Source organism: Acinetobacter sp. P1(2025), from assembly GCF_051390655.1.
Classification (GTDB): Bacteria; Pseudomonadota; Gammaproteobacteria; order Pseudomonadales; family Moraxellaceae; genus Acinetobacter; species Acinetobacter junii.
In genome coordinates this window covers 1-19,692 of sequence record NZ_JBPKBJ010000060.1, presented here as the reverse complement: position 1 = coordinate 19,692, position 19,692 = coordinate 1, and the positions used below count along the sequence as shown (strand labels likewise).

Here is a 19,692-nt window from a genome sequence, read left to right as displayed (position 1 = left end):
CCGTTGACGTAAAGCCTGATTGTACTCAGACCAGTTCGTTGTTTTGTATCGGCTTTTTGATTCTGTATTCATCTAACATGTATGGGGATGAAATTTATTTATGCAACAAAGCCTTGCATACCAGCCATAGCTGAGATGAAAAATAAAGTATTCAATTAATATTAAAAATACAGTCACCAAAATCCAAAGCCATATAGGAATGTGTTTAATAACCTCAATAGATGTTTGAATAGGTGCAATAAAAAATAATGCAATCGCGACGAGGATTGTACTGATAATTAAGTTACTCGCAATTGATCCTAAGATTAGATGCTCACGTTCTTGAGGATTAGGGAATCTTTGTTCGCGTTTTACAAAGATCCATGATGTAAAGAATCCTGCCGCAATTAATGTCGGCACAGTAGTAGAACTTGATAGATCTATAAAGTAGGCCAATAATCCAAAAATAAGTAGCGTGAGTGTATAAATACCTGTAAATATCCATAGATAATATTTCATTATGATTTGATTTTGGGTCTATAAGTAATTCAAATCTATATGTTAATTTTATTTTTTAAATAACTTGAACGTGAATTATAAATAATAAGTAATTAAAACCACAGCTTTTACTGTGGTTTTAATAAGTTGATATGTATTTAGTAAGGCTTTAATAGCCAAATCTTTTCTTCAGCATCAACCTTTCCTTTGAGTAATTCTGTTTGACTATCAAGTAATTGCAGTTGGTACTGCTTGGAATAATAGTCTTTAAGCTGTTGAGGGGAAATAGAGAAAGGAGGACCCGCCATCACGCTTTGATCATATTCAAAACTAATGAGTAATTGAGTTGCCTGATTGCTAATTTGCATCAAATGTTGTGCATAATCGGTTCGCATTTCTTCAGGTAAAGCGACTAAAGCAGCTCGATCATAAATCGCATCAATTTTACCAATATTGCTTGAAGTCAATTCAAAAAAATCACCAACAAATAGATCAATTTGCGGATGATGATAATGAGTTAATTTCTCTAGTTTTCTTTCAGTAAATGGAATAGCAAGTTCGGCCATTAATTCTTCGATTGCAATCGGACTAAGATCAATTCCAATCAGATGATAACCTTGTGCTAACAACCAATGGATATCTAAGCTTTTCCCACACAATGGAAGGAAAATACGATTGTTTTTCTCTAGATTTAAGGAGTCAATATATTTAACTAATAGTGAATGTGGTTGATTGAGATGAAACCCAATTTCATTTTTTTGCCATTTGTCATGCCAAAATTCATGTTTCATAATTTGTCTCAGATAAAAATAATTGAAAATAAGTCTCAGTGTTTATCTTTATGATTTTTTTGGAACCTTCTTGCAATAATCCAAATGATATACAGTAAAGCCAGAGCTAAAATAATATAACCGACACGTTGCATAATCAGCGTCATCAAAGCTTGATTTTCGCTAAAGTGATAACCTAAGTAGGCTAAAAAAGTAGTCCATATAATCGTTCCTAAGGCACTGTAGGTCATAAATTTACCAAAAGGCATTTTACTCATACCCGCGGGAATACTTATGAGAGAGCGTACAGCTGGAATCATACGACCAAAGAAAACAATCTTATGTCCATGTTTGTTAAACCAAGTTAATGCTTTTTCAAGATCACTTACCTTTATTCTTAGAAATTTTCCATAATGCTCAATAAAGATGAATAATCGTTGCTCAGGAATTTTTCGACCAATCCAATATAGCACCATCGCAGCAAGTAAAGATCCTGTACTGCCCGCTATAATGACACCAATTAAAGTCAAATCACCTTTAGAGGCTGTATAACCAGCAGAGGGCATAATAATTTCAGATGGTATCGGTGGAAAAATATTGTCTAAAAACATTAAGAATGCAATACCCAAATATCCCAGCTTTTCCATCACAGATAAGACCCAGTCTTCTAGTCCCATAGTACCTTGCTACGTATTTTGATTGATTAGAGGATAGTGATGCTTTCTTAAGCACACAATAGATGAATGGTTATTATTTTCTCGCATAAAAAAGCCGTAGAAAACTACGGCTTTTGAGCATAACAATAAATTATAGGCGTTTGCGTTTTGCTGCTGCAATTTGTGATTGGCGCATGCGGAAACCTTCTTTTTGTTTTTCTGTAGTTTTATCAATACAGAAAACACAAGAAACTCCATGTTCATAGCTAGGTAATTCAGCTTCTTCTTTAGTAAGAGGCCAACCACATGCATGACATTTAATATTTTCGCCTTCTTCAACACCATGTGTTACTGCTGTGCGGCCATCAAATACGAAACATTCGCCTTCCCATAAACTTTCTTCTGCTGGGGTTTCTTCAAGATATTTAAGAATACCGCCTTTAAGGTGATATACCTCATTAAATCCTTCTTGTAAAAGTAATGATGTTGATTTTTCACAACGAATACCACCTGTACAGAACATGGCGATTTTCTTATCTTTGTGTTGTTCTAAGTTTTGCTTTACGTATTCAGGGAACTCACGGAAAGTTTCAGTTTTAGGATCAATTGCACCCTTAAACGTGCCTGCTTTATATTCATAGTCATTACGTGTGTCGATTAGAATTACATCATCACGGCTAATTAACTCATTCCACTCTTTAGGGTCGAGGTAATGACCTACTAGATCACGGGGTTTAACTTCTACACCTAAAGTTACGATCTCTTTTTTGAGTTTAATTTTCATTTTGCGGAATGGTTTATCAGAGCTAAAAGACTCTTTATATTCCATTTCGTTGAAACCTTCGTTCAGCAAAAATTGATGTACAGTGTCAATTGCTGTGCGATCACCAGCGACAGTACCGTTGATTCCTTCTGGTGCAACAATCAGAGTTCCACATAAATTGATGCTATTCACTAGTGTTAAAAGACGCTGTTGCAGATCCGCTGCATCTGAAACTTCTTTAAATTGATATAGTGCCGCAACAACCCAATTATTGGTCGCTTGCTGTTCTACAGGTGCAAGCTGTTCTACAGTAGCGTTCATGGATAACTCCAAATGTATTAAGATAGGAAAATCAAGGCGCGTATTTTAGCGTGAAATTTGAAAATAAGCGAGAAAACCATAGAATTGATATGGTTTTAGAGGAATGTGTTTTGAGTAATGATCGTCGAATCCCATCATTGACCCCATGTGCAGGGCGTTGTTCAACGGTATTTGGTGATTTGGTGTGCCGAGGATGTCGCCGTTTTAATCATGAAGTAATTCATTGGAATACATATACACCAGAACAGCGACTTACAGTTTGGCAACGTTTAGATGCACAACTTGATCAAATTCTTGTGCCTTTGTTACCTCATGCAAATATGCAACAGGTAGAGGATTTTATTCATAATAAGCGGATTCGAGTATTAGATACGGCAACGAAAGGTCGCAAGCTTTATCATGCATTAAAGATATGCGAAAAAAATAAGTACTTAGCTCAGGAAAGTGGTCTTGGTATTGTGGATGCGCAAGTGAAGCCTGTATGGGATGAATTCGAGAGAAGAGTATTGGCTTTAGCGAAAGCGAGTTATGAACTTGCTTGGCTTCGTGCGGATGGGATTAGTTCGAATTTGTTACGGACATTAGAAGAAGATGAAATCTAAGCTCTTTTGTGGTTGATATTGTAAATAATAACTTCTGCGATCAATAAATTAATCGTCCAGCCTAGCCATGCTTCTAGTTGATATATATGGATTGGTGTTAGCCACTCAACGTAAGGTTGTAGTTCGTATAACACGAGTTTCCACGTTCTTAAACTCAAGGCAGATAAAGCTAAAGCAAAACTTCTTATCATCCAGTCACGATGTCGAAACCATTGTTTCTTAATTGCAAAATATAGCGCAATTAACGTGCTGACTCCCCAAAGGAGTCCTAGTAAAATAAAACACAATTGGGTACTGAAGCCGCCATTAGCATACACTGCCAATATCAAACCGCTCGGTAGTGCAAAACCTAGAGTCGAAACAATATAAATCCAACCTGCATAACGATGAACAAGACTAAATTTTTTACGAATATATTGTGAAAATTGAGTAAAGCCAGCTAAAAGAACAAAACTGCTCGTTAAGACATGAATTTGGAAGGCGATGCGCCAAGGCTGAGTCAGGACAACATCTTGCTTTAGAACTAAAAAATTAGATTGATTTGACCAAGGAAAATATTGAATACAAATTTCTACCATCAATATAAATAAGTAAAAGAAAATGAATGTGGTTATAAGTCGAGTAAGGGGATTTAGAATTTTCCACATATCATTGATCGCTGTTATCATGATTGACTAAGAATAAATGCAATAACTTTATATTTGATGAGCATAGAAATATGAATAAATTAGTTAAGTTTTTAACTTTTACAGCTGCTTTAACATGTTGTACCTTGAGTTTTGCCCAAACTCCACAGCTCGCCTTATCTTGGACAGGATTGTATAACGATGAACAAAAAATTTCTTTGTTCTTTCAACAGAAAGGAGATCAACTCACAGGGTATAGTTTGTTAAATGGAAAGCAAATTAAATTTAAGGGAAGTCTTCAAAAAAGTGGCTCAGTTTATAAGGTAACTTTGAATGAATTAGGACAAGGTGCTACCTTTGGTCAGTTCATTTTAGATTATAAAAATAATGCTACAGAGATCGATGCACAATGGTTACCCAGTAGCAAAACAGTTAAACCAAAGTTTTTTAACTTGAAAGCACAGCAGTGTAAATATGCAAAAGATGAAGGTAACTATCCGGAAGCATCGCGTAAATTATTAAAAGATGCAGATCTACAAGTTGCTTTAGGTGAGTTGCAATATATGCGTAATGAAATCTATGCACGCCATGGGTATGCATTCCAGAATAAAAGTTGGGCTGCTACATTTGCTGATTATGATTGGTACATGCCGTGTTTTACCAATGTGGATTCACGTCTAACTAAAATTGAAAAAGAGAATGTGAAGCGTATCAAAATGGTAGAACCTTATGCGAAAGACGTAGAGTGGGGACGTTAATTTATTTTATAAATTAAGTATCTAATAAAAAAAGCTGCCATCAGGCAGCTTTTTTAACATTAAGATTCTGTTGAAAATTAACGTTTGATATCGCGTTGAGTCGAGCCAGTATAAAGCTGACGCGGACGACCGATTTTGTAAGGACCGCTGTGCATTTCTAACCAGTGGCTGATCCAACCAACAGTACGTGCAAGAGCGAAAATTACAGTAAACATTTCTGTTGGGATACCAATCGCTTTTAAGATGATACCTGAGTAGAAGTCTACGTTCGGGTAAAGCTTACGCTCTACGAAGTACGGGTCGTTCAATGCAATACGCTCAAGTTCCATAGCAAGTTGCAATTGTGGATCGTTGATGCCTAATGCTTCAAGAACTTCGTCACAAGTTTGCTTCATTACTTTCGCGCGAGGGTCAAAGTTTTTATAAACGCGGTGACCGAAGCCCATAAGCTTCACTTCTTTACGTTTTACTTTTTCCATGAATTCAGCAACGTTTTCAACGCTACCAATTTCATCTAACATTTTAAGTACAGCTTCGTTAGCACCACCGTGAGCAGGTCCCCAAAGTGCAGAGATACCAGCAGAGATACATGCATAAGGGTTTGCACCAGTAGAACCAGCAAGACGAACTGTAGAAGTCGATGCATTTTGTTCGTGGTCAGCATGAAGCGTGAAAATACGGTCCATTGCGCGTGCAAGAACTGGATTTACTTTGTAGTCACGATCAGCAGGCGTAGCAAACATCATGTGTAAGAAGTTTTCTGCGTAGCTTAAATCATTACGAGGGTAAATGAATGGTTGACCTACAGTGTACTTGTAGCTCCACGCTGCAAGCGTAGGGATTTTCGCGATTAAACGAATTGCAGTGATTTCACGGTGGTTAACATCTTCGATGTCTAAACCGTTGTGATAGAACGCAGATAAAGCACCAACTACACCAACCATGATCGCCATAGGGTGAGCATCACGACGGAAACCATTGAAGAAACGGCTTACTTGGTCGTGAACCATAGTGTGGTTACGTACTTTTGCGTCAAATTCAGTTTTTTGTTCAGCATTTGGAAGCTCGCCATTTAATAATAAATAACAAGTTTCTAAGTAGTCTGCTTGAGTCGCTAATTGATCAATTGGATAACCACGGTGTAATAAAACACCTTTGTCACCGTCAATGAATGTGATCTTAGATTCGCAAGCCGCTGTCGCCATAAAACCAGGATCGAAAGTAAAGTGACCTGATGCTAATACATCTTTAACGTCAATTACATCTGGGCCCAATGTGCCGCTGTAAATTGGTAATTCAATTTCTTTGCCATCAAGCTGTAATACGGCTTTTTTGCCAGTTGCTGCAGACATTCAATAGATCTCCTGTCCTGGTGAATGATTATCTGACTCGAAATCCTAATCTTGTCATGTGCGAATCAGACGGTGTCAAAATTTGCTATAAGATTAGTGGCTACTAAAATTTTGTCAATTATACTTAGGGATAAAAAATGACGTTATCACAGTCAATTAGTCATTCAGTATCAACGGGAAAATTGAGTAAAATCACAGCACCGGTCGAGTATAATATGTCAAATCATGTTTTAGGTGCAGAAAAAAAATGAAGCATCAGTACAATTGTAAGTAAATTTTTAACACTTTTTGATTTATAGATTCCTAAAATATTTTGAAATAAAATGCCAAAACCCTATATTTCTCATGCCTTAGATTTAAATTATCATTAAAAAAAATGTTGATTGAAAAATAAAGGAATTTTTATTTGTTCTATTATGGTGCGATCAACTGATTAAAAAATGACTAATTTTTAACTAAAATCATCTTTGCTTGATAGATTATTGCTTAGTTATATTTAATATTAAAATGAGGGGTATTATTTCTGAGTATATAAATAATCGATCCAAATATATGACTTTAGTATGATGCTTTAATAATTTCTTAATGATTTTGAAGGAATATATTCGAAATTTAAAAATAAAAATAATAAATTGTATTTGGTTTAATCTTTTTAAAAATCAATACTATATGTATTTTTTTTGTGGATGGGTAATTGATTTTTCTTACTTATTCTTGTGAATGATTCTTATTTAAGGCTTTTTTCGACTAAAGAGAAAGCTGATTGTTTGTATTTTGATATTTCACGTTTTATAATTCGTTGTCGTTATATAGGTTAGGCATGTGCTGTGCTTGCCTGACAATGCCAGCTTTCCTTTGAATTAATTCAAACAAACTCCAGTTGGAGTTTCTACCTACAGGATGCCCGCTGTGAAAAGCAACAGACCTGTCAATTTGTCCATGGGTCAGGTGTTAGCGGTAAATTTACGCTCACCCGTGGCTATTGCATCAATTCTACACCGTCTATCTGGTGTAATCGTTTTCTTATTAGTCGCTGTTCTTTTGTGGATTTTGGATAAATCTCTATCTTCACCAGAAGGATTTGACTACGTAAAAAATGTCGTTTTCGGAAATATCTTAGTACGTTTCATCGTATGGGTATTTGTAGCAGGCTTAATCTTCCATTTTATTGCAGGTATTAAACATCTACTTGCTGACCTTGGTTTTGCTGAGGAATTACAAAGTGGTCGTATTGCAGCTACAGTTTCGTTGATCTTATCTGTGATCGGTATTGTCGCAGCTTTTGTATGGATTATGTTCTAATGAAAAGTGCTACAGGTTTAACGGGTTCAGGTTCTCGCGATTGGTATATCCAACGTGTATCAGCTGTGGTTTTAGCTGCTTATACTGTCGTTATGTTTGGCTGGATCCTATGCAATAGTGGATTCGGTTATGAGCAATGGGCTGGCTTTATGCTCACGCTTCCAATGAAAATTTTCTCATTGTTAGCTGTGTTATCGCTTGTTGCGCACGCTTGGATTGGTATGTGGCAAGTCTTTACAGATTATGTAACGACACGTCAAATGGGTCCTTCGGCTTCAGGTTTACGCCTTGTGTTAACTTCTGCTGTCATTATTTCAGTGTTCGTATACGCAATCTGGGGTATCCAGATTTTCTGGGCAAATTGATAGGAAGAGATCATGGCAACTACCTCTAAAGAAAATTATTCAAATATTCAAACCCTATCATTCGATTCAGTTATCGTTGGTGGTGGTGGTTCTGGTATGCGTGCTGCTTACCAACTTGCTCAAGCAGGTTTGAAAGTTGCTGTATTAACCAAAGTATTCCCAACACGTTCGCATACAGTTGCTGCTCAAGGTGGTATTGGTGCATCGTTAGGAAATATGCAAGAAGATAACTGGCATTATCATTTCTACGACACAGTAAAAGGTTCTGACTGGTTAGGCGACCAAGATGCGATTGAGTTTATGACTCGTGAAGCACCGAAAGTTGTTTATGAGTTAGAGCATTTAGGTATGCCGTTTGACCGTAACGAAGATGGTACGATTTATCAGCGTCCATTTGGTGGTCACTCTGCAAACTACGGTGAAAAAGCAGTTCCACGTGCTTGTGCTGCAGCTGACCGTACTGGTCATGCACTACTACACACGTTGTATCAAAGCAACGTAAAAATGGGTACTCAATTCTTTGTTGAATGGATTGCATTAGATCTAATTCGTAACGAAGAAGGTGATGTACTTGGTGTAACTGCAATTGATCAAGAAACAGGTAACATCGCAGTATTCCAAGCAAAAGCAACATTATTTGCTACAGGTGGTGCTGGCCGTGTTTACCGTGCATCTACCAATGCCTACATCAATACTGGTGATGGTTTGGGTATGGCTGCTCGTGCAGGTATTCCATTACAAGATATGGAATTCTGGCAATTCCACCCAACGGGTGTTGCGGGCGCTGGTGTATTGTTAACTGAAGGTTGTCGTGGTGAGGGTGGTATCCTTCGCAACAAAGACGGCGAACCATTCATGGAACGTTATGCACCGACTTTAAAAGACTTGGCTCCACGTGATTTCGTATCTCGTTCTATGGACCAAGAAATTAAAGAAGGTCGTGGTTGTGGTCCAAAAGGTGATTATATCCTATTAGATATGACACACTTGGGTGCTGATACAATCATGAAGCGTTTACCATCAGTATTTGAGATTGGTAAGAAATTCGCGAACGTTGACTGTACTAAAGAGCCAATTCCTGTAGTACCAACGATCCATTATCAAATGGGTGGTATTCCAACGAATATCCATGGTCAAGTTGTTGTACCTCATGGTGTTGAAGAGGGTGAATTCTCTGCTCATTATGATAAAGATACAAAACAATATACATATAAAGGCACACGTGATTATGTGAAACCAGTTAAAGGTTTCTATGCAATCGGTGAGTGCTCATGTGTATCTGTTCATGGTGCAAACCGTTTAGGTACTAACTCGTTGCTTGACCTTGTTGTATTTGGTAAAGCTGCTGGTGAACACATTATTGATTATGTGACTAAACACCATGGTGATGATTATGCTCCATTACCAAACGATGTGTTAGAAAGCACATTGGCACGTGTACGTAAGTTGGATGAATCTACATCTGGCGAAAATGCGCAAGAAGTTGCTGATGTAATTCGTGACATCGTTCAAGATCATGCTGGTGTATTCCGTACACAAGCATTACTTGATAAAGGTGTTAAAGAAATTCTTGCGATTGAATCACGTGTTCGTAACATTCATTTGAAAGACAAATCTAAAGTATTCAATACTGCACGTATTGAAGCATTAGAAGTTGAAAACTTGTATGAAGTTGCTAAAGCAACCTTGATTTCTGCTGCTGCACGTAAAGAATGTCGTGGTGCGCATACCGTTGTTGATTATGAATTGGCTCCAGATCATCCGACTTACTCTTATGGTCGTCGTGATGATGAGTGGATGAAACATACGTTATGGTATTCTTCGGACAATCGTCTTGAATATAAACCAGTACGTTTCAATCCATTAACGGTTGAAGCTATTGAACCTAAACCACGTACATTCTAATCGGGAGAACAAAGATGAGTAGAGGTACTCGTACATTCGAAATCTACCGCTATGATCCTGATAAGGATAAAGCGCCATACATGCAAACTTTTAAGTTGGAGTTAACTGACAAGCACCGTATGTTGCTTGATGCGTTACTTGCATTAAAAGTTCAGGATGAAACATTAACATTCCGCCGTTCTTGCCGTGAAGGTATTTGTGGTTCTGATGGTGTGAACATTAATGGTAAAAATGGTTTGGCATGTTTGTGGAACTTGAATGACTTGCCTGAAAAAATTGTAATTCGTCCTTTACCTGGTTTACCAGTTGTAAAAGACTTGGTTGTAGATATGAATCAATTCTACGATCAATACAATAAAATTCAGCCATTCTTGATCAACAATCAGCCAGCTCCTGCGAAAGAGCGTTTGCAATCTCAAGCAGATCGTGAACATCTTGATGGTTTGTATGAATGTATTCTATGTGCATGTTGTTCAACTTCATGCCCATCGTTCTGGTGGAACCCTGACAAGTTCTTGGGACCATCTGCACTGTTAAATGCTTATCGTTTTATTATCGATTCGCGTGATACGGCTACTCAAGAGCGTTTGGCACGTTTGGATGACCCATTCTCATTATTCCGTTGTAAAGGAATCATGAACTGTGTGTCTGTATGTCCAAAAGGGTTAAACCCAACTAAGGCAATTGGCCACATTCGTAATATGCTATTGGATCAAGCTGGTTAATTCGGTTTTCCTGTAGAAGAAACGGAAGTTTTGAAAAAAGCTTCCGTTTTTTTATTTGCGTCATAAAAGTATGTTTTGTGCTACAAGGATGCTGGTCTGCTTATTACTTATGTAGATAAAAAGAATTAGAAAAGTTGATCAATTGCTTTGCGTTGATTCGTTTTTGAGCACTGTGCTTAGAGTTTGTGCGAGATTTGTAGAAAATCTTTAACTTTGGTCGATAAGAGTGCAACTTTTTTTGAAAGGGCGCTATATTAGATTATAATTTGATGTGTGTATTTCGCTGATTTATGGATGGTATGTGTCAAAAAAATCAATCCAAGCTTGATAACATGTTAGGATTTCTGCCAACGACTGAAAGCAAAAAATTAGGATATTCCTTAAGTTATACAGGAGATATTCACAAAAGATTTATGCAGATTATTCAGTCAAAGTCAATTTAGAAAAGTTAAAAATTTAGTTAATTTTTCTAAAATGATTTGCAAAAAATTGCTCGATGTCGTCGAGTATAAGAATGAGTTGCGCGCCTTGTTTATGGGTGCGTGACTGATTTGTTACATCAAAAGGAATACTCCTGATGTGTAGTGATAATGTCCTAAGGTTGGATGATCTTGGGTAGTAGTGTCTTGTTACCAATTCGATACTATGAATCATGGGTCTGCTTAAAAGGCAGCCTGTATTATTTTTTGCAATAGGAAATGGGTCCAAAAATGCAAGAAGTTGCTGACGCACTGCGTCTTGACACTGAACTTTCCGCTGATAGTGCAGCGTATATTGAAGAGCTTTACGAACAGTATCTAACATCTCCAACCTCAGTGTCAGAGGATTGGCGTGAATATTTCGACAAATATCCTAAAGGGGATCAACCACACGGTAGTGTGCGTGAACAATTCCTGCTTTTGGGTCGTAATTCAAGCCGAATTCAACCTGTAGTTCAAAGTGCTGTGAGCACAGAGCATGAGCGTCGTCAAATTGGTGTACTACAACTCATTGCTGCTTATCGTAACCGTGGTCATCAAAAAGCTAAACTCGATCCATTAGGTCTTGCGAAACGTGAAGACGTTCCTGACCTCGATTTATCTGCACATGGTTTAACAAAATCTGATCTTGATACTGTATTCAATACAGGTAATCTCGCGATTGGTAAAGAAGAAGCTACATTGTCGGAAATGATTGAGGCAATGGAAGCAATTTACTGTACCTCAATCGGTGCAGAATATATGCATATCGTCGACACTAAAGAAAAACGTTGGATTCAGCAGCGTTTGGAAGGTGCTCGTGGGAAATTTAATTTCTCAGCTGATCAGAAAAAAGGCTTTTTAGAGCGTTTGACTGCGGCAGAAGGCTTAGAAAAGTATTTAGGTACAAAATTCGTAGGTGCTAAGCGTTTTGGTGTGGAAGGCGGTGAGTCTTTTATTCCAATGATGAATGAGATCATTCAGCGTGCAGGTAGTGTTGGTTGTAAAGAAGTTGTGATTGGTATGCCACACCGTGGTCGTCTCAACGTTTTAGTCAACATTATGGGTAAAAACCCAGCCGACTTGTTTGGTGAGTTTGAAGGAAAGAGCCTACACAAAAAAGGTTCTGGTGATGTTAAGTATCACCAAGGTTTCTCTTCAAATGTGATGACGCCTGGTGGTGAGGTTCACTTAGCATTAGCGTTTAACCCATCGCACTTAGAAATCGTTGGACCAGTAGTCGAAGGTTCGGTGCGTGCTCGTCAAGTACGTCGTAAAGATATTGGTGGTGACGATGTTCTTCCTGTGATTGTTCACGGTGATGCGGCATTTGCAGGTCAAGGTGTTAACCAAGAAACCTTCCAAATGTCACAAACACGTGGTTATACAGTCGGCGGTACAGTTCATATCGTTATTAATAACCAAGTTGGTTTCACGACTTCAGATCCGCGCGATACACGTTCTACAGAATACTGTACTGACGTAGCAAAAATGATTCAGTCACCAATTTTCCATGTGAATGGTGATGATCCTGAAGCTGTAATTTTTGCAACACAACTTGCACATGATTTCCGTCATGAATTCCGCAAAGACGTTGTGATTGATTTGTTCTGTTACCGTCGTCGTGGTCATAACGAAGCAGATGAACCATCTGCAACTCAACCGTTGATGTATCAAGTGATTAATAAAAAAGCGACTACACGTACGCTTTATGCTGATCAATTGGTTCAAGAGAAAGTCCTTGATCGTGCAAGCGCTGATCAAATGGTTGAAGGTTATCGTTCTGATTTAGAAGCGGGTAACCATGTTGCTAATGCATTAGTACGTGAACCAAACAAAAAAATGTTTGTGGATTGGACACCATATCTAGGTCATGAATATACAGATGTTTGGGATACGAGCTTTAACATTGATCGCTTAAAAGAGCTTGGCAAAACAATGAATACATTACCTGAAGGTTTTGTATTACAGCGCCAAGTACAAAAAGTTATTGATGACCGCATCAAAATGCAAACAGGTGAAATGCCACTGAACTGGGGTGCTGCTGAAACATTGGCGTATGCATCTTTGCTGGACGATGGCTTCCTAGTACGTATTACGGGTGAAGACGTTGGGCGTGGTACATTCTCTCACCGCCATGCGAAACTACATAACCAAGTTGATGGTTCTGTTTACATTCCGTTGTGTCACATTAAAGAAAATCAGCCACGTGTTGCGGTGTATGACTCTTTATTATCAGAAGAAGCTGTACTTGCTTTTGAATATGGTTATGCAACCACTCTACCGAAGAGCTTGATAGTTTGGGAAGCACAATTTGGTGACTTCGCAAACTGTGCGCAAGTTGTGATTGACCAATTCATTGCTTCTGGTGAAACCAAGTGGGAGCGCGTATGTGGTTTAACTATGTTGTTACCACATGGTTATGAAGGTCAGGGTCCTGAGCATTCATCTGCACGTTTAGAGCGTTTCTTACAATTGTGTGCTGAAGACAATATGCAAGTATTGACTCCTACAACACCAGCACAGATTTTCCATGCTTTACGTCGTCAAGCGGTTCGTCCTATTCGTAAGCCAATGATTGTGATGTCACCAAAGTCATTGTTACGTCATAAATTAGCGACTTCAACTATAGATGAATTAGCAAATGGTTCATTCCAAACAGTGATTGATGAAGTCGATCAAATCAACAAAGCTGACGTTACTCGTTTAGTTCTTTGTGGTGGTAAGGTTTATTACGATTTACTCGAAAAACGTCGTGAGCTTGGTTTAAACCATATTGCGATTGTTCGTATTGAACAGTTATATCCATATCCAGAACAGCGTTTAGCTGAAGTTATGGCTCAATATCCAAACATTCAAGAACTTGTTTGGGCGCAAGAAGAACCTAAGAACCAAGGCGCTTGGTTATTTATCGTTCCTCGTTTGTATGAAGACGTTCTTAAATCAGGTAAACAAATTCGTATTAGCTATGCTGGACGTGAAGCATCTGCCGCACCTGCTTGTGGCTCACCGTACTTGCATGCAAAACAACAAGCTCAGCTCGTCAATGACGCACTTGCAATTGAAGCTGAACAATCAGGAGATTCTAAATAATGGCAACCGAAATTAAAGCACCGGTATTCCCAGAGTCAGTTGCTGACGGTACGATCGCAACTTGGCATAAAAAAGTAGGTGAACCTGTATCACGTGATGAAGTGATCTGTGACATTGAAACCGATAAAGTTGTTTTAGAAGTGGTTGCTCCAGCTGATGGTAGCTTAGTCGCGATCATCAAAGGTGAAGGCGATACAGTTCTTTCTGATGAAGTAATTGCTCAATTTGAAGCTGGTGCTGTATCTGCGGCTGCTCCTGAAGCTGCTGCACCAGTAGCAGCGGCTCCTGTGGCATCTGTTCCAGCTGCGGCTGCATCAACTCAAGCTGTTGATCAAAACCAAGCCCCTGCTGTTCGTAAAGCATTATCTGAAACAGGTATCAATGCTGCTGACGTACAAGGTACTGGTCGTGGTGGCCGTATCACTAAAGAAGACGTTGCAAATCATAAACCAGCTGCTTCAGTTCAGCCGTTAAGCGTTGCTGTAGGTGAACGTATCGAGAAACGTGTTCCAATGACACGTTTACGTAAGCGTGTTGCTGAGCGTTTATTGGCGGCTACCCAACAAACTGCAATGTTAACAACATTCAATGAAGTTAACATGAAGCCGATCATGGAAATGCGTAAGCAATATAAAGACGCTTTCGAAAAACGCCATGGTGCTCGTTTAGGTTTCATGTCTTTCTTTGTTAAAGCAGCAACAGAAGCTTTAAAACGCTATCCAGCTGTAAATGCGTCGATTGATGGTGATGATATTGTTTATCACGGTTTCTATGACATCGGTGTAGCAGTTTCTTCTGATCGTGGCTTAGTTGTGCCAATCCTTCGTGATACTGATCGTATGAACTATGCTGAAGTAGAAGGTGGTATTGCTGCATATGCTGCTAAAGCACGTGAAGGTAAATTATCGATCGAAGAAATGACTGGCGGTACATTCACTATTACTAATGGTGGTACTTTTGGTTCATTACTTTCAACACCTATTTTAAACCAGCCACAAACAGCGATTCTTGGTATGCATAAAATCCAAGAACGTCCTATGGCGGTAAATGGACAAGTTGAAATCTTGCCAATGATGTATTTAGCGCTTTCATATGACCACCGTCTAATTGATGGTAAAGAAGCAGTAGGTTTCTTAGTAACAATTAAAGAATTGTTAGAAGAGCCAGCTAAACTTATTCTTGACCTATAACTTATTATTTAAAAATCATCCCTAACTTTTCTTTAATTAAGAAAGTTCAATCCCCTTAATCAAAAGGGGATTTAGGGAGATTGATTGGAGATAAAAATGTCTCAACAGTTTGATCTTGTTGTTATTGGCGGTGGACCTGGTGGTTATGAAGCAGCAATCCGTGCTGCACAACTAGGTTTTAAGGTTGCATGTATCGAAAAACGTATTCACAACGGTAAACCATCTTTGGGTGGTACATGTTTGAACGTAGGTTGTATCCCTTCTAAAGCATTGCTTGACTCTTCACATCGTTATGAAGCAACAGTTCATGAACTTGCTGAACACGGTATCACGACTGGTGAAGTTAAATTTGATTTAGATACTTTGTTAGCTCGCAAAGACAAAGTTGTTGATCAATTGACTGGTGGTGTTGCTCAATTACTTAAAGGTAATGGTATCGAGTGGTTACAAGGTACTGGTAAATTACTTGCTGGTAAAAAAGTTGAATTCACGCCATTTGAAGGTGAAGTACAAGTTTTAGAACCTAAGTATGTCATTCTTGCGACTGGTTCTGTACCTGTAAATATCCCTGTAGCCCCTGTTGATGAAGATTTGATTGTTGACTCAACTGGTGCATTGAAATTCCCAGAAGTTCCAAAACGTCTTGGTGTTATCGGTGCAGGTGTTATCGGTTTAGAGTTAGGCTCGGTATGGCGTCGTCTTGGTTCGGAAGTTGTTGTATTTGAAGCATTAGATGCTTTCCTTCCAATGGCTGATAAAGCACTTTCTAAAGAATTTCAAAAAATCTTGAAGAAACAAGGTTTAGATATTCGTATTGGTGCAAAAGTTTCTGGTACAGAGGTTAATGGTCGTGAAGTGACTGTTAAATATAACCAAGCTGGCGAAGATAAAGAGCAAGTATTTGACAAATTAATCGTTTGTGTAGGCCGTAAAGCTTATGCAGAAGGTCTATTGGCAGAAGATTCAGGTATTAAATTAACTGAACGTGGTTTAGTTGATGTAAATGATCAGTGCCAAACATCTGTTGAAGGCGTTTATGCAATCGGTGACCTAGTTCGTGGTCCAATGCTTGCTCATAAAGCAATGGAAGAAGGCGTGATGGCAGTTGAGCGTATTCATGGTCATGCTGCTCAAGTAAATTATGACACTATTATTAGTGTTATTTACACGCATCCAGAAGCTGCTTGGGTTGGTTTAACTGAAGAACAAGCTGCTGAAAAAGGTCACGAAGTTAAAGCCGGTCAATTCCCGTTTGCGGTCAATGGTCGTGCATTAGCTGCTGGTGATACAGCTGGTTTTGTTAAATTCGTTGCTGACGCAAAAACAGATCGTCTTTTGGGTATGCACGTTGTCGGTCCTAATGCATCAGACATCGTTCATCAGGGTATGATCGCACTTGAGTTTGTTTCTTCTGTTGAAGATTTACAGTTGATGACTTTTGGTCATCCAACGTTCTCTGAAGTTGTACATGAAGCTGCACTTTCAGTTGATGGTCGTGCAATCCACGCGATTCAACGTAAGCGCAAATAAAAACAAAAAGTGTGGTTCGCCACACTTTTTTGAATGAAGACGATTGGTTTATAAGACAGTCGTCGTCTCATAATGTAGTGTCCTAGTGTTAAGAATATCTAGGTCGCGTCACAATAAACAACGTAGTAGGTAATTAAATGAACTTACATGAGTATCAAGCTAAAGCGTTATTAAAAAAATATGGCATGCCAGTACAAGAAGGTATTTTGGCAACAAATGCAGATGAAGCAGTAGCTGCGTTTGAACAGCTTGGTGGTAAATTCGCGGTAATGAAAGCGCAAGTACATGCTGGTGGTCGTGGTAAGGCTGGTGGCGTAAAAGTTGCAAAATCAAAAGAAGATGTTATCGAATTTGCTAACAATATTATTGGTACTCGTCTTGTAACGTATCAAACAGATGCAAATGGTCAGCCTGTTAACAGCATTATTGTTGCAGAAGATGTTTATCCAGTTGAGCGTGAGCTTTACTTAGGCGCGGTTGTAGACCGTTCTAGCCGTCGTATTACTTTCATGGCTTCTACCGAAGGTGGTGTAGAAATCGAGAAAGTTGCTGAAGAAACACCTGAAAAAATTATTAAAGTTGAAGTTGATCCATTAGTCGGTTTACAACCATTCCAAGCACGTGAAGTTGCATTTGCTCTTGGTTTGAAAGATAAACAAATCGGTCAATTTGTTAAAATTATGTCTGCTGCTTACCAAGCATTTGTAGAAAATGATTTTGCTTTATTTGAAATTAACCCACTTTCAGTTCGTGAAAATGGCGAAATTTTATGTGTAGACGCGAAAGTAGGTATTGACTCTAATGCGCTTTATCGTTTGCCAGAAGTTGCAGCTTTGCGTGATAAATCTCAAGAAAATGAGCGTGAATTAAAAGCATCTGAATTTGACCTTAACTATGTTGCTTTAGAAGGTAACATTGGTTGTATGGTGAATGGTGCTGGTCTTGCAATGGCAACGATGGATATTATCAAGCTTTATGGTGGTCAGCCTGCTAACTTCCTAGATGTTGGTGGCGGTGCGACTAAAGAGCGAGTAATCGAAGCATTCAAAATTATTCTTGCTGATACTTCTGTACAAGGTGTTTTAATCAACATCTTTGGTGGTATCGTTCGTTGTGACATGATTGCTGAAGCAATTATTGCAGCAGTTCAAGAAGTAAACGTAACTGTACCAGTTGTTGTTCGCTTAGAAGGTAACAATGCTGAGCTAGGTGCGAAATTGCTTGATGAATCTGGTTTGAAATTAATTTCTGCAAACGGTTTATCTGATGCTGCAGAAAAAATTGTTGCTGCAGTTAAAGCGTAAGGGGAGTATCAATCATGAGCGTATTAATTAATAAAGACACTAAAGTATTGGTACAAGGTTTTACTGGTAAAAACGGTACTTTCCACTCTGCACAAGCTTTAGACTACGGTACAAAAGTTGTTGGTGGTGTTACTCCAGGTAAAGGTGGAACAACACACCTTGACCTTCCTGTATTTAATACAATGAAAGATGCTGTACGTGAAACTGGTGCTGATGCATCTGTTATTTATGTTCCAGCTCCGTTTGTATTAGATTCTATTGTTGAAGCGGTTGATTCAGGCGTTGGTCTTATTGTTGTGATCACTGAAGGTGTTCCAACAATCGATATGCTTAAAGCAAAACGCTATTTAGAAACTAACGGTAATGGTACTCGTTTAGTTGGTCCTAACTGCCCAGGCGTGATCACTCCAGGTGAATGTAAGATCGGTATTATGCCTGGTCACATCCACCAACCTGGTCGTATTGGTATTATCTCGCGTTCAGGTACATTGACTTATGAGGCGGTTGCTCAAACAACTAAGCTTGGTTTAGGTCAATCTACTTGTATCGGTATCGGTGGTGACCCAATCCCAGGTATGAACCAAATCGATGCATTGAAATTATTCCAAGACGATCCTGATACTGATGCAATCATCATGATTGGTGAGATCGGTGGTACTGCAGAAGAGGAAGCTGCTGAATTTATTCAATCGAATGTAACTAAGCCAGTTGTTGGTTACATCGCTGGTGTAACTGCGCCTAAAGGTAAACGTATGGGTCATGCTGGTGCGATTATCTCTGGTGGTAAAGGTACAGCAGAAGAGAAATTTGCTGCATTCGAAAAAGCAGGTATGGCTTACACTCGTAGCCCAGCTGAACTTGGCTCAACAATGATGCAAGTGCTGAAAGAGAAAGGTTTAGCGTAATACGTTAGATTTATTTATCTTGAAAAAACCCAATGGTGACATTGGGTTTTTTTATGAGTGTAATATTGTGACAAAATACGTGCAAGATGCCGAAGAAATCATATAAATAAATTTGATGGATATAATTAACTGATTGTAATAGATGAAAGTATAACTTTTTACATTATGTTTAGATTTTATTTTTTATTGAAAAAGCTTAATTAAAATATTAAAAAATGAGTTTTAAATATTATCTGTATTAATTTATACAGAACGATCTTTATTATACAGGTCGTTCTTTCTTTTTAAGTTTTATTTAATAAAATGTTTATCTAAATTATTATTTGTTATTTAAGTTTTTCGCATGGAAAATTAAAGTTGATTTTGTTTTATTATTTTTATTTTAAATGTAAGTATTACAGTGGCTTGTATTAATCATTATTTTAAAATTTGGTATATTTTTTTATTTAAGTTGAATTTGAGGTAAAATTTATAGATTTTAGGACTTACGCACTATTATTTATAGACTCTCTGTGGTAGCAGATGATTTTTATCGAGAATAAAGTCATCAATGAAGTTTTTGATCATTGGTCTAAATAATTTCTTCTGCC

Annotated in this window: 17 protein-coding genes; 11 read left to right on the top strand and 6 right to left on the bottom strand. The window is 38.3% G+C overall.

All coding sequences use genetic code 11. The features are described 5' to 3' along the window. Positions 1–72: 72 nt before the first annotated feature. From ACSC97_RS13840 to trhO, 4 genes are all read right to left on the bottom strand, one after another. Positions 73–498: an ABZJ_00895 family protein gene (locus ACSC97_RS13840; RefSeq protein WP_436661486.1), complete on the bottom strand. Its 426-nt coding sequence runs from the start codon at positions 496–498 to the stop codon at positions 73–75. 137 nt (positions 499–635) lie between these two features. Beyond that, on the bottom strand, positions 636–1,268 hold the full coding sequence (gene tmpT / locus ACSC97_RS13835) for a thiopurine S-methyltransferase (protein WP_005402197.1): 633 nt from the start codon (positions 1,266–1,268) through the stop codon (positions 636–638). Positions 1,269–1,303: 35 nt separating this feature from the next. Beyond that, positions 1,304–1,924 (bottom strand): DedA family protein, encoded by a 621-nt coding sequence (locus tag ACSC97_RS13830; RefSeq protein WP_099949030.1) that lies wholly within the window; start codon positions 1,922–1,924, stop codon positions 1,304–1,306. Between the two features lie 130 nt (positions 1,925–2,054). After that, a complete protein-coding gene (gene trhO, locus ACSC97_RS13825; RefSeq protein WP_004908383.1) occupies positions 2,055–2,987 on the bottom strand; it encodes an oxygen-dependent tRNA uridine(34) hydroxylase TrhO in 933 nt (310 codons plus the stop codon). A 110-nt stretch (positions 2,988–3,097) separates the two neighbouring features. On the opposite strand from trhO, the gene ACSC97_RS13820 reads away from it, so the two are divergent. Next, the gene (locus ACSC97_RS13820; protein WP_112987686.1) at positions 3,098–3,589 is read left to right on the top strand and encodes a DUF1289 domain-containing protein; all 492 of its coding nucleotides are present in this window, start codon (positions 3,098–3,100) and stop codon (positions 3,587–3,589) included. Here the strand turns inward: ACSC97_RS13820 and ACSC97_RS13815 are convergent. Beyond that, complete coding sequence (locus ACSC97_RS13815; protein WP_436661483.1) at positions 3,586–4,236, bottom strand: DUF2306 domain-containing protein; 651 nt, start codon at positions 4,234–4,236, stop codon at positions 3,586–3,588. The two genes, ACSC97_RS13820 and ACSC97_RS13815, sit on opposite strands and share 4 nt — an antisense overlap. A 71-nt stretch (positions 4,237–4,307) precedes the next feature. Here ACSC97_RS13815 and ACSC97_RS13810 point away from each other — a divergent pair, with 71 nt between their 5' ends. Then, positions 4,308–4,973, top strand: a complete 666-nt coding sequence (locus ACSC97_RS13810; protein ID WP_436661481.1) for a YARHG domain-containing protein — start codon at positions 4,308–4,310, stop codon at positions 4,971–4,973. A gap of 77 nt (positions 4,974–5,050) precedes the next feature. On the opposite strand, the gene gltA is transcribed toward ACSC97_RS13810, so the two are convergent. Beyond that, complete coding sequence (gene gltA, locus ACSC97_RS13805; RefSeq protein ID WP_004908368.1) at positions 5,051–6,325, bottom strand: citrate synthase; 1,275 nt, start codon at positions 6,323–6,325, stop codon at positions 5,051–5,053. A 900-nt stretch (positions 6,326–7,225) separates the two neighbouring features. Between gltA and sdhC the strand changes: the two genes are divergently transcribed. The 9 genes from sdhC (at position 7,226) to sucD (ending at position 19,102) form a co-directional block, all read left to right on the top strand. Beyond that, positions 7,226–7,627 (top strand): succinate dehydrogenase, cytochrome b556 subunit, encoded by a 402-nt coding sequence (gene sdhC / locus ACSC97_RS13800; RefSeq protein ID WP_005402201.1) that lies wholly within the window; start codon positions 7,226–7,228, stop codon positions 7,625–7,627. Beyond that, on the top strand, positions 7,627–7,992 hold the full coding sequence (sdhD, locus tag ACSC97_RS13795) for a succinate dehydrogenase, hydrophobic membrane anchor protein (RefSeq protein WP_004908359.1): 366 nt from the start codon (positions 7,627–7,629) through the stop codon (positions 7,990–7,992). The genes sdhC and sdhD overlap by 1 nt, the downstream gene beginning before the upstream one ends. Positions 7,993–8,001: 9 nt before the next feature. Then, entirely contained in the window at positions 8,002–9,897 is a 1,896-nt protein-coding gene (sdhA, locus tag ACSC97_RS13790) for a succinate dehydrogenase flavoprotein subunit (RefSeq protein WP_171494164.1), read from the top strand. A 14-nt stretch (positions 9,898–9,911) separates the two neighbouring features. Continuing rightward, positions 9,912–10,622, top strand: coding sequence for a succinate dehydrogenase iron-sulfur subunit (locus tag ACSC97_RS13785; RefSeq protein ID WP_004908354.1), 711 nt, complete (start codon positions 9,912–9,914; stop codon positions 10,620–10,622). Positions 10,623–11,332: 710 nt separating this feature from the next. Beyond that, positions 11,333–14,173: a 2-oxoglutarate dehydrogenase E1 component gene (locus tag ACSC97_RS13780; RefSeq protein ID WP_436661478.1), complete on the top strand. Its 2,841-nt coding sequence runs from the start codon at positions 11,333–11,335 to the stop codon at positions 14,171–14,173. After that, on the top strand, positions 14,173–15,363 hold the full coding sequence (gene odhB / locus ACSC97_RS13775) for a 2-oxoglutarate dehydrogenase complex dihydrolipoyllysine-residue succinyltransferase (RefSeq protein WP_151738347.1): 1,191 nt from the start codon (positions 14,173–14,175) through the stop codon (positions 15,361–15,363). The genes ACSC97_RS13780 and odhB overlap by 1 nt, the downstream gene beginning before the upstream one ends. A gap of 96 nt (positions 15,364–15,459) precedes the next feature. After that, complete coding sequence (lpdA, locus tag ACSC97_RS13770) at positions 15,460–16,893, top strand: dihydrolipoyl dehydrogenase (RefSeq protein ID WP_099949023.1); 1,434 nt, start codon at positions 15,460–15,462, stop codon at positions 16,891–16,893. Positions 16,894–17,030: 137 nt separating this feature from the next. Beyond that, positions 17,031–18,197 (top strand): ADP-forming succinate--CoA ligase subunit beta, encoded by a 1,167-nt coding sequence (gene sucC, locus ACSC97_RS13765; RefSeq protein ID WP_004908344.1) that lies wholly within the window; start codon positions 17,031–17,033, stop codon positions 18,195–18,197. Between the two features lie 14 nt (positions 18,198–18,211). Next, on the top strand, positions 18,212–19,102 hold the full coding sequence (gene sucD / locus ACSC97_RS13760; protein WP_004908342.1) for a succinate--CoA ligase subunit alpha: 891 nt from the start codon (positions 18,212–18,214) through the stop codon (positions 19,100–19,102). The last annotated feature ends 590 nt before the right edge of the window (positions 19,103–19,692 follow it).